Here is an 11,115-nt window from a genome sequence, read left to right as displayed (position 1 = left end):
ACGAGGGAGGGGGCAGGGGAGAAAAAGAGAGAAGAGGGGGAGAAAGGGAAGATAAAGACCCGGCCCGCGGGGGAGAAACTGCTGGGGGCCCCCCCCCCCCCCCCCCCCCCCCCCCCCCACGGGGAGCTTCGCCTCCCTCGTCGGCGAGGCCATGCTCCGGGTGTGGCCGGGTTACTGCATGACCGCCATGGCGAGCGCGCGCCGGGCACGCATCGAGGCGCGCTCGGCCCGTCGCTGCATCCGGCGAGCGGTCGCCAGGCGCAGGGCCCGGCGTTCCTGCTCGGCCTTCTGCAGGCGGTCGTGCATATGCGCACGAGCCAGGGCTTCTGGGATGAGTTGCATCTCGCGGGTCCTGTTCTGACGCGAGTCCTTCGCGTCACTGGGGGTGAAGTCTTCAGGCGTGGTGCCTGTGATGTCGTGGGTGGACGGCTTCATCGGGGCCTGCTTCTTCGGGTCGTACGTGAGGGGACGGTCGATCGTTCCTGCGGTGTTCATGCCGAGACCGGGTTCTTGCGCGGGCGGCCACGGGGCCGCTTCCGGGCGACGACGACACCCTGCACGAACAGCTCGCCACCCCAGACGCCCCAGGGCTCACGCCGCTCCTTGGCGCCGGCGAGGCAGGCCTCGACCAGCGGGCAGGTGCGGCACAGGGACTTGGCGTACTCCACGTCCGCCGGCGACTCCGCGAAGAAGACCTCCGGGTCGTAGGAGCGGCAGGGAACGGGCACGCCGAGGTTCTCGATGGCGTCGTCGAGCGCGGTGAGCGCGGTGAGCGGGGTCAAGGTGGAGTCCTCCGTGGGGACGGGCTTGGGGATCGTGTCGGAAGGCGGTACGGACGGGGCGTGCGCTTCGAGTTGCACGGGGTTTCTTCCTCGTCTGGTCGTTCCGGCCGGTCGGCCGGGTGGCGGCTTGGTACCGGGTTCTTTTCTTGTCCCGAGGCTCCTTCGTGCTGTCGTCCCCGTTCGGGGACAAACAGAAGGGCCGCGGATCCCGGATGGGGTTCCGCGGCCCTGAAGGCGCCGGCCTGATCGTCGATCAGGCTGGATCACTCCAGGGTTCTGGCCCACGGAAGGCCCACATCAGGTGGTGCTGCGTCGTCTGCGTCCGGAAACCGGCACCGGTCGCGGTAAAGGCATAGGCCTGCGCCTGTGCCTCTACTGCTGCTTCCAGTGCCTCGGTCGGTCGCTCATCGCGCTCACGGACGGGAAGGCCCGCGGAGGCAACGGAGGCGGCGGCCGGAAGGACGGCACGAATGCCGGACAGACCGGTGCCCGGGTTGGAAGCGCCGAGCGTGCACAGGGAGACGGCCGAGCGATCGGTCAGTTTGGCGGTGGAGCTGACGGTGGTGCTGAAGTCGATGCTGATCACTGGGCTCGCCTCCTCTCGGCGTCTCGGGGGACCGGGATGAACCAGTCCGCGGATATGCAAGTACAACACGGATTCAGGGCCTTCGGGAAGGCCGCTGCTCCCGTGACCAAGAACCTATGGGGATTCCCGGGGCATGCGCAAACTATTTTTTCGACGAGTTCGTATCAGTCGCCTTCGTCAAGCCCCACTCCGTTCTGGCCTGCACAGATGGCCAGAACATCCGCTCCGTACCGGTTGAGCTTCCGCGCGCCGACGCCCGGGATCCGTACCAGCTCGCGCTCGTCCTCCGGGACGGACTCGGCGATCGCCATCAGCGTCTTGTCGGTGAAGACGCAGAACGCGGGCTGGCCGCTGCGCCCCGCCTGGATCGCGCGCCACTCGCGCAGCCGCTCGTAGACCCCCTCGTCCATGTCGGACGGGCAGTCCTCGCAGCGCATCAACTTCATCTCGCCCGCGTCGGTGAGCGTGCGCCCGCAGACCCGGCAGCGGGCCGGGATCCGCTGTACCCGTCTGGGGACCGACGCCGCGACGCCGCCACCCCCGGAGCCGCGCTCCACGCCTCCCGAGCCGCCCGCGGCCGTACGTCCGCCGGCCGTCCCCGAACCGGGCCGCAGCCCCTTCAGGAAGCGGCTGGGACGGCGGCTCGGCCGACCACCGGGTGAACGGGCGAGCGCCCAGGAAAGATGCAGCCGTTCACGCGCCCGGGTGACGCCGACGTAGAGGAGGCGCCGTTCCTCCTCGACCTGCTCGTCGGTCTTTGCGTAGGCGATCGGCATCATGCCCTCGGTGACGCCCACCAGGAAAACGACGTCCCACTCCAGCCCCTTGGCCGAGTGCAGGGAGGCGAGGGTGACGCCCTGCACCGTCGGGGCGTGCTGGGCCCCCGCCCGCTCGTCGAGTTCCGTGACGAGGTCGCTCAGGGTGGCGCCCGCTCTGGCGGCGGCGAAGTCCTGGGCGAGGTTGACCAGGGCGGCCAGCGACTCCCAGCGCTCGCGGACGGCGCCCGACCCTGCCGGGGGCTGCGGGGACCACCCCTCCCCGGACAGCACCGCGCGCACCTGGGAGGGCAGGTCGACGGCGTCGTCGAGGAGGGAGTCGTTGCCGCCGAAGCGCGCCGCGGCCCGCAGGGAACTGCCGGCTTTGCGTACTTCGGGGCGGTCGAAGAAGCGCTCCGCACCGCGCAGCTGGTAGGGGACCGCGGCGTCGGCGAGGGCCTGTTCGTAGGTCTCCGACTGGGAATTCGTGCGGAACAGGACCGCGATCTCGGCGGGCGGAACACCCGAGTCGATGAGTTCGCGGATACGGCGGGCGGCGCCCTCGGCCTCGGCCGGTTCGTCGGTGTATTCGGTGTAGACGGGCTCAGGGCCCGCCGGACGCTGGGAGACCAGCTCCAGACGGTGGTCCGCGGCCCGGCCCCGGGCCTGGGCGAGCAGACCGTTGGCCAGGCGGACCACCTGCGGGGTGGAGCGGTAGTCGCGGACCAGCTTGACGACGGTGGCGCCGGGGTGACGGCTGCGGAAGTCGAGCAGGTGGTCGGGGGTTGCTCCCGTGAACGAATAGATGGTCTGGCTGGCGTCGCCGACCACACACAGGTCGTCGCGGTCGCCGAGCCACAGTTCCAGCAGGCGCTGCTGGAGGGGGCTGACGTCCTGGTACTCGTCGACCACGAAGTGCTGGTACTGGGCGCGGACCTGTTCGGCGACATCGTGGCGGTCCTGGAGGACGGCCACCGTCAGCAGCAGCACGTCCTCGAAGTCGATGACGCCGCGTCCGCGCTTCAGGTCCTCGTAGGCGGAGTAGAGCTGGGCGATCTCGGCCGGGTCGCGGGGGACCTCACGGCCGGCCTTGGCCGCCGCGAGGGCGTAGTCGGCGGGGACGGTCTGGGTCACCTTGGACCACTCGATCTCGGCGGTGACGTCGCGCAGCTCGCCCCGGTCGAGGCGGATGCGGCAGGCGGCGGCCGCGTCGGCGACGAGTTGGATCTTGCGGTCGACGAGCCTGGGCAGGGAGCCGCCGATCGCTTTCGGCCAGAAGTACTGGAGCTGGCGCAGCGCCGCCGAGTGGAACGTACGGGCCTGGACGCCTGCGGCACCGAGCTGGCGCAGGCGGCCTCTCATCTCCCCGGCGGCACGGTTGGTGAAGGTGACGGCGAGCACGCTGGAGGGCTGGAGGATCCCCGCGCGCACCCCGTAGGCGATGCGGTGGGTGATCGCCCGGGTCTTGCCGGTACCGGCGCCCGCCAGCACGCACACCGGGCCGCGCAGGGCGGTCGCCACCTCGCGCTGCTCGGGGTCGAGCCCTTCGAGCACCGCGTCGGCCGAGTCCGGTACCTGCGGGAAGAGGGTGGAATGCGTTGCTGCTGTCACACCGCCATGCTGCCAGGTCGCGGGAGACGGGTGAGTCGGTTGTCCACAGGCACGCACTGATAGTCGTACCAATGCGACGGGCGTCACGTGCCTCGGTCGCTCCGGGAATGGTGGCGTCGCCGCAGACGTTCCCTCCGTGCGACCTCATTTCCGAGCCGCCGAAGGAGCGCGATAGACATGCCGGGCACTGTGACGATGTACAGCACCACGTGGTGCGGCTACTGCCGTCGGCTGAAGAGCCAGATGGACCGCGAGGGCATCGCCTACACCGAGATCAACATCGAGCAGGACCCGGAGTCCGCCGCGTACGTGGAGAAGGCGAACGGCGGAAACCAGACGGTACCCACTGTCCGGGTGGTTCCCTCCACGGGTGGCGACGAGGTCGTCATGACCAACCCGAGCCTTGCCCAGGTGAAGCAGGCTCTCGCGGTCTGACGCCGGCGCGCGCGACCCCCGGCCGTTCCCAGGGTGGTTGGTCGGGGGTTTCGTGTGCGCGCGTGCCGCGCCGTACTTCCGGTGGAAGCACGGCGCCGTGGTCGGCCTGGCCGCCGTTCTGGCAGGCGGCGTCCGCCACGGCCTGCACGGTCGTCGAGCTCGCCGGTGCCGTCCGCCTCCGCTTCCTGGGCGTCCAGGCGCTGCTGCAGAGCCGACGCAGCCGTTCGGTGGCCTCGGGGGAGAGTGCCCCGCCCCCCGTCCGGCAGCCCGTGGCGCACCGGACCGTTCGGCAACGTTCTCGACCCGAAGATCGCGGTCTTCTGCACGGGCTTGCTGCCCATGCTCGCGCCGTCCGGCATCTCACCGCATTCCGAAACGACCTCTCTGGTCCTCATCCACGCGGCCCTCACTCCGGCTCGGCGGCTACGTGCCCGGCGCCGGCCGAGGCACACGCCTTCTTCGAGACACGTAAGGGGTGGCCTCCTCACCGGGGAGGCCACCCCTTACGCGTCGTCCTGACTCAGAAGGAGCCGCGCGTCGGCAGTGGCTTGCCGTACCAGAGCTCGATGAGGCGCGCCGCGATGGAGATGCCGTAGGGCGGCAGCACCTCGCCGGAGTCGAAGGCCGCGCCCAGCTCGTCGCGGGAGAACCAGCGGGCCTCGTGGATCTCGTCGCCGTCGACGTTGATGTCGGTCGAGGTGGCGTGGGCCATGAAGCCCAGCATCAGGCTGGACGGGAACGGCCAGGGCTGGCTGGCGACGTACTCGACGGGGCCGACGGTGATGCCGGCCTCCTCGTAGACCTCGCGGCGGACCGACTGCTCGATGGACTCGCCGGGCTCCACGAAGCCGGCGAGCGTCGAGAAGCGGCCCTCGGGCCAGTGGACCTGGCGGCCGAGCAGGATACGGTCCTCCCCGTCCGTGACCGCCATGATCACCGCGGGGTCGGTGCGCGGATAGTGCTCGGCACCACAGGCGGGGCAACGGCGGATGTGGCCGGCCGCGGCGATGACGGTGCGCTCGCCGCAGCGGGAGCAGAACCGGTGCAGGCGCTGCCAGTTCTCCAGGGCGACCGCGTGGGCCATCAGACCCGCGTCGCGGGGTGACAGGAGCAGGCCCGCCTCACGCAGGCCCGCGGGGCGGGCGGACTGGTCCATGCGCCCGGGCAGGGAGTCCTTCTGGAGGGCGAAGTAGCTGACGCCGTCCTCGTCCGTTCCCAGGAAGTAGCGGTGCGCCTCGGTGAGCGGGGCCTCAAAGGACGGGGTCATGACGAGTTCGGTGCGCCCGTCGGGCGTCTCGTCGATGAGGGCCTGGCCGCCGGAGACCACGAAACAGCGCGTCGAGGGGTGGCTCCACGCCGCAGCGAGCCATGCCTCGTCGAGGCGGTGGTGGGCGGCGCGGTCGATTCCGCTCGGGGCGGTGAGCGAGATGGGACGGTCGGCGGTGTGGTCGGTCCAGGTGGTCACGGGTGCTTCCAACTCCCCCGGTGAGCGGTTCGGTGCGGCAGGCGGTTCAGCGGGTCGTACGAGGGTGGCGACCGGGTCCGGAGAGCTCGGCGGCGCGGGGCGGCCTTTCCAGTGTGCCGCGCGCGATGCCGGTCCGGACCACGGCCGTGCGGAGCGTTCAGGGCGCGTGGCGCCAGTATTCCGCCAGGTCACCCCACAGGTGGGCGGAGGTCTCGACGCCCTTGAGGAGCAGATCCAGCTCCACCTTCTCGTCGGGGGCGTGCCAGCCGTCGGACGGGACGGAGATGCCGAGGAAGAGCACCGGTGTGCCGAGGACCTCCTGGAGGTCGGCGGCCGGTCCGGAGCCGCCCTCGCGGGTGAAGCGCACCGGTTTGCCGAAGGCCCGGCCCATGGCACGGACCACCGATTGCAGCGCCGGGTGGTCCAGCGGCGTCAGGCACGGGCGCGTGGCCGCGCCGAAGGTGATCTCGCAGCGGATCCCGGCGGGCACCTGCTCGGCTGCCCAGGCGCGGACGGCCTTCTCCACGTGGTCGGGGTCCTGGCCCGCGACCAGCCGGAAGGAGAGCTTCACCATGGCGGACGACGGGATGACCGTCTTGCTGCCCGGGCCCTGGTAGCCGCCGCCGATGCCGTTGACCTCGGCGGTGGGGCGGGCCCAGATGCGCTCCAGCGTGGTGTGCCCGGCTTCGCCGTGGGCGGCGTACGACTTGGCCGTGCGCAGCCACTGCCGCTCGTCGAAGGGCAGCTCGGCGAAGAGGTCGCGTTCGTGGTCGGTGAGCTCGATCACGCCGTCGTAGAAGCCGGGGATCGCCACGCGCGCGTGCTCGTCGTGCAGGGCGGCGACGAGGCGGGCGACGGCGGTGGCCGGGTTGGGGACCGCGCCCCCGAAGGAGCCCGAGTGGATGTCCTGGTCGGGGCCGTGCAGCCGGATCTCGCACTCGGCGAGGCCGCGCATGCCGGTGCAGACCGTGGGGGTGTCCTCGGACCACATGCCGGTGTCGGAGACGATCACCGCGTCGGCGGCGAGCCGTGCGGCGCGCTCCTCGACCAGGGCGCGGAAGTGCGGGGAGCCGGACTCCTCCTCGCCCTCGATCAGCAGTTTGAGGTTCACCGCGGGGGCTGTTCGGCCGGTGGCGGCGAGGTGGGCACGGACGCCGAGTGTGTGGAAGAACACCTGGCCCTTGTCGTCGGCCGCCCCGCGCGCGTAGAGGCGGTTCCCACGGACTACGGGCTCGAAGGGATCACTGTTCCAGCCGTCCTCGCGGACGGCGGGCTGCACGTCGTGGTGGCCGTAGACGAGGATCGTCGGTGCCTGCGGGTCACCGGAGGGCCACTCGGCGAAGACGGCCGGGGCGCCCTCGGTCGGCCAGACCTCGGCGGTCGGGAAGCCGGTCTCCTTCAGTTTGGCGGCGAGCCAGTCGGCGCTGCGGCGCACATCGGTCGCATGCTCGGGCTGGGCCGACACGGACGGTATGCGCAGCCAGTCGACGAGGTCGTCGAGGAAGGCGGCGCGGTGCTGCTCGATGTACGTACGGACAGCGCTGACAGCATTGTCAACGGGGTGGCTCATGCTCACGAGCCTATCGGCCCGCGCGGACACCCCGGTCGTGCGGTTCGTCACCGACCGGCTCGGCCAGCAGCAGATCCTCCAGCGCGGCGCGGTCCGGCAACCCCTCGGGGCGTACGACCTCGCCGGTGCGTACGTACAGGAAGGCGGCCGTCACCGACTCCAGCGGTACGTTCAGCTGCTCGGCCCAGGCAAGGCGGTAGAGCGCGAGCTGGAGCGGGTCCCCGCTGGCGACGCGGTTCGTCTTCCAGTCGACGATCTCGTACGTCGCGGTCTCCCCGTCGCCCTCCTTGTAGACGGCGTCGATGCGGCCGCGTACGACACGGCCGGCGAGCGAGAGCTGGAAGGGGGCTTCGACGCGGTACGGGGTGCGCCGGGCGTACTCGGTGCGCTCGAACGCGTCCTTGAGGAACTCCAGGTCGCGTTCGTCGGCGACCTCTGCCTCGCTGCCGGGGAGCTCCTCCGGTTCGAGCAGGGGCAGCATCAGTGGTTCGAAGCGGGCCTCGACCCAGGCGTGGAAACGGGTGCCGCGGCGGGCGGCGGGCTGGGGCGGGCGGGGCATGGGCCGGGCCAGCTCCTGCGCGAAGCCGTCCGGGTCGGCGGCCAGGCTCAGCAACTGGGTGGCGGTCAGCGACGCCGGGAGATGCACCTCGGTGACGCTCTCGCGGGCGCGCAGGAGCTCGCCGGTGAGGGCGTCGAGGTCGCGGTCCCAGGAGGCGACGGTGCGGGCCTCCTCCGGGGTGAGGCGGGCGAGGGCGGCCGGTCGCTGGGGGGCGGGGTGAGCCGGTGGCGGCTCCTCGGGGTGGGGGCGGGGCAGGCCGGTGCCGCGCTGTCCGGGAGGCGTCGCCTGGTGGGGGACGGTGGGGCGGCGGTCCGGCGGTCGCGTGGCCGGCCGGTCCGGCGGGGGGACGGTCCGCCGGTCCGGCAACGGCGCGGCGGATCCGTCCGGCGGCGGTGTGACGGGGAGGTCCGTCGGCGGTGCGGAGGGGAGGTCCGCGTGCGACGTGGAAGGGAGGTCCGCCGGTGGTACGGACAGGAGGTCCGCGTGCGACGTGGAAGGGAGGTCCGCCGGTGGTACGGACAGGAGGTCCGCCTGTGACGTGGAAGGGAGGTCCGCCTGTGATGTGACGGGGCGGTCCGTGGCCCAGGAGTCCCAGTCGGCGGGGTCTTCGGTCCAGCCGGAGTCCTCTTCGTCCTGGGGTGCCTCTTCGTCCTCGGGGGGCGCCGGCCAGTCCGGGTCGTCGTAGGTGTTCACGTCGTGCGTGGCGGCGGGGCGGCCGTCCACGTGGGAGGCGAGGCTGTCCAGGTGGGCGAGGACCGTCTCGGCGGCGGCCCTGCGTCGGGCGAGTGCCTCGTCGTCCAGGGGCAGGGGCCAGGCCTGATCGGCGGTCGCCCGGTGCAGGGCCGGGTTCTCCTCGTCCTCGGCGGGTTCGTCCGCCCAGGCCTCGATCTCGCCGTGCCCGGCGGCGCAGTGCTCGTACAGGGCGGTGAGGAAGTCGGACGGTCCGCGGGGCTTCTTCTGGCTGGGGCCCCACCAGTGGCCGGAGCCCAGCAGCAGGGACCGGGGGCGGGTGAAGGTGACATAGCCGAGGCGGAGTTCCTCGGTGTGCTGGTGTCCCTTCATGGATTCGTGGAAGGCCTTCAGTCCCCGGGAGTCCCAGGACTCGACGTCGGGCAGGGTGTCGGCGTCGCCGCGCAGGCCGTGCGGCAGCACCTTGCCCTGGGCGGTCCACTTCTCGCGGCCCTGGCCGCTGGGGAAGGTGCCGGTGACCAGGCCGGGTACGGCGACGACGTCCCACTCCAGGCCCTTGGACTTGTGCGCGGTGAGCACCTTGACGGTGTTCTCGCCGCCGGGCAGGGCGTTGTCCAGGCCCTTCTCGTACTGGGCGGCGGTGCGCAGGAAGCCGAGGAAGGCGAGCAGGGTGGCCTCGCCGTCGCTCGCGGCGAAGGACGCGGCGACGTCCAGGAAGTTCGACAGCGTCTCGCGGCGGCGGGCGGCCAGGGCGTGCGGGGACGCCGACAGCTCGACCTCCAGGCCGGTGACCGCGAGGACGCGGTGCAGGACGTCCATGAGCGGGTCGGACAGGGCCCGGCGGAGGTCGCGCAGTTCGGCGGCCAGCCGTGCGAAGCGCACGCGGGCGTCCGTGGAGAAGGGCAGCCCGTCGTCGTCGCCGGTGCCGTCCAGCGGCGTCTCCAGGAAGGTGTCGAGGGCGTCCGCGAGCGATATCACCTCGGACGGGTCGACCCCCTCGACAGCCTCGGCGAGCCGCCGGTCGGGGTCGTCGTCGCCGTCCACGCGCGCGTGGCTCACCAGGAGCCGGGCGCGGCGGCCCAGCAGGGCGAGGTCGCGCGGGCCGATACGCCAGCGCGGGCCGGTGAGCAGGCGCACCAGGGAGGCGTTGGCGCCGGGGTCCTGGAGTACTTCGCAGACGGCGACCAGGTCGGCCACCTCGGGCAGGTGCAGCAGCCCGGAGAGGCCCACGACCTCGACGGGGACGTCGCGGGCCACCAGCGCGCCCTGGATCTCGGCGAAGTCGGTCGCGGTACGGCACAGGACGGCGATCTCGCCGGGCGCCTTGCCGGTGCGCACGAGGTGCGCGACGGAGTCGGCGATCCAGTCGATCTCTTCGGCGTGGGTGCGCAGCAGGGCGCAGCGGACCGTGCCGTCGCGTTCCGCGCCCGGGGCGGGACGCAGGGCTTCCACGCCCGCGTGCATGGCGCGCAGGGGCTCGGCGAGACCGTTGGCGAGGTCGAGGAGGCGGCCGCCGCTGCGGCGGTTCTCGCTGAGCGCCTGACGGGTGGCGGGGCGGCCGTCCCCGTGTGCGAAGTGCTCCGGGAAGTCGTCGAGGTTGGCGACGGAGGCGCCGCGCCAGCCGTAGATGGCCTGGCACGGGTCGCCCACGGCGGTCACGGGGTGGCCGGTGCCGCCGCCGAACAGGCCCGCCAGGAGGATGCGCTGGGCCACCGAGGTGTCCTGGTACTCGTCGAGCAGCACGACCCGGAACTCGTCGCGCAGGACGCGGCCCACCTCGGGGAGCCCGGCGAGCTGCGCGGACAGGGCGATCTGGTCGCCGAAGTCGAGCAGGTCCCGTTCGCGCTTGGCGGCCCGGTAGCGGATCACCAGGTCGGCGAGTTCGCGGCGCGCGGCGGCGGCCTCGGGAACCTTGCGCAGATCGGCGTTGCTGAGCTTGACGTCCTGCAGGGTGTCCAGGAGGGCGGCGTCCCAGGTGCGCAGCTCCTCCGGGCGTACGAGGTGCTCCGCGAGTTCGGCGTCCAGGGCGAGGAGGTCGCTGACCAGGTCGGCGAAGGAGCGGGTGAGCGCGGGGTAGGGCCCTGGGGCCTCGCGCAGGACACGCGCGGCGAGCTGGAAGCGGGTGGCGTCGGCGAGCAGACGGGAGGTCGGTTCGAGCCCGAGGCGCAGGCCGTGGTCGGTCAGGAGGCGGCCCGCGAAGGCGTGGTACGTCGAGATCACCGGTTCGCCCGGTGGGTTGTCCGGGTCGATCACATCGGGGTCGGTGACGCCGGCCCTGATGAGCGCCTTGCGGACGCGCTCGGCGAGTTCGCCGGCCGCCTTGTTGGTGAAGGTGAGGCCGAGGACCTGTTCCGGGGCGACCTGGCCGGTGCCGACCAGCCACACCACACGGGCGGCCATCACCGTCGTCTTGCCCGACCCGGCCCCGGCCACGATCACCTGCGGGGCGGGCGGCGCGATGATGCAGGCCGTCTGCTCCGGGGTGAAGGGGATACCGAGGAGCTCCTTGAGCTGTTCGGGATCAGTGAGATGGGCTGGCACGTCAGAGAGGCTAGCGTCGGGCACTGACAGGCGAAGGCGGGATCACCTCCGGAGCGGGAAGAAGCGCAGGTCAGCGCCTGTGGTGCCGCTCATCACACCGGACGGCCCGCTCGCTCCGGGG

8 protein-coding genes are annotated in these 11,115 nt (G+C 72.1%); 1 reads left to right on the top strand and 7 read right to left on the bottom strand.

The genetic code is table 11. The annotated features are described in order from the left end of the window. Positions 1-171: 171 nt before the first annotated feature. From ACZ7G3_RS03560 to ACZ7G3_RS03545, 4 genes are all read right to left on the bottom strand, one after another. Positions 172-495, bottom strand: coding sequence for a hypothetical protein (locus ACZ7G3_RS03560; RefSeq protein WP_426601073.1), 324 nt, complete (start codon positions 493-495; stop codon positions 172-174). Then, positions 492-860, bottom strand: a complete 369-nt coding sequence (locus tag ACZ7G3_RS03555; protein WP_351390591.1) for a WhiB family transcriptional regulator — start codon at positions 858-860, stop codon at positions 492-494. The genes ACZ7G3_RS03560 and ACZ7G3_RS03555 overlap by 4 nt, the downstream gene beginning before the upstream one ends. A 175-nt stretch (positions 861-1,035) precedes the next feature. Beyond that, positions 1,036-1,368, bottom strand: a complete 333-nt coding sequence (locus tag ACZ7G3_RS03550; RefSeq protein WP_426601074.1) for a hypothetical protein — start codon at positions 1,366-1,368, stop codon at positions 1,036-1,038. A gap of 164 nt (positions 1,369-1,532) precedes the next feature. Then, positions 1,533-3,734, bottom strand: a complete 2,202-nt coding sequence (locus ACZ7G3_RS03545) for an ATP-dependent DNA helicase UvrD2 (RefSeq protein WP_426601075.1) — start codon at positions 3,732-3,734, stop codon at positions 1,533-1,535. A 177-nt stretch (positions 3,735-3,911) separates the two neighbouring features. Between ACZ7G3_RS03545 and ACZ7G3_RS03540 the strand changes: the two genes are divergently transcribed. Beyond that, entirely contained in the window at positions 3,912-4,169 is a 258-nt protein-coding gene (locus ACZ7G3_RS03540) for a mycoredoxin (RefSeq protein ID WP_426522361.1), read from the top strand. Positions 4,170-4,689: 520 nt separating this feature from the next. Here ACZ7G3_RS03540 and nudC read toward each other — a convergent pair. From nudC to ACZ7G3_RS03525, 3 genes are all read right to left on the bottom strand, one after another. Beyond that, on the bottom strand, positions 4,690-5,634 hold the full coding sequence (nudC, locus tag ACZ7G3_RS03535) for an NAD(+) diphosphatase (protein ID WP_426601077.1): 945 nt from the start codon (positions 5,632-5,634) through the stop codon (positions 4,690-4,692). 157 nt (positions 5,635-5,791) lie between these two features. Then, entirely contained in the window at positions 5,792-7,204 is a 1,413-nt protein-coding gene (locus ACZ7G3_RS03530) for a dipeptidase (protein WP_470923038.1), read from the bottom strand. Between the two features lie 10 nt (positions 7,205-7,214). Beyond that, positions 7,215-10,994: a UvrD-helicase domain-containing protein gene (locus ACZ7G3_RS03525; protein ID WP_470923037.1), complete on the bottom strand. Its 3,780-nt coding sequence runs from the start codon at positions 10,992-10,994 to the stop codon at positions 7,215-7,217. Positions 10,995-11,115: the final 121 nt, after the last annotated feature.

The organism is Streptomyces sp. NPDC037271, from assembly GCF_055603605.1.
The sequence above is the reverse complement of the archived record's forward strand: the minus strand, read 5'-3'. Positions and strand labels throughout refer to the sequence as shown.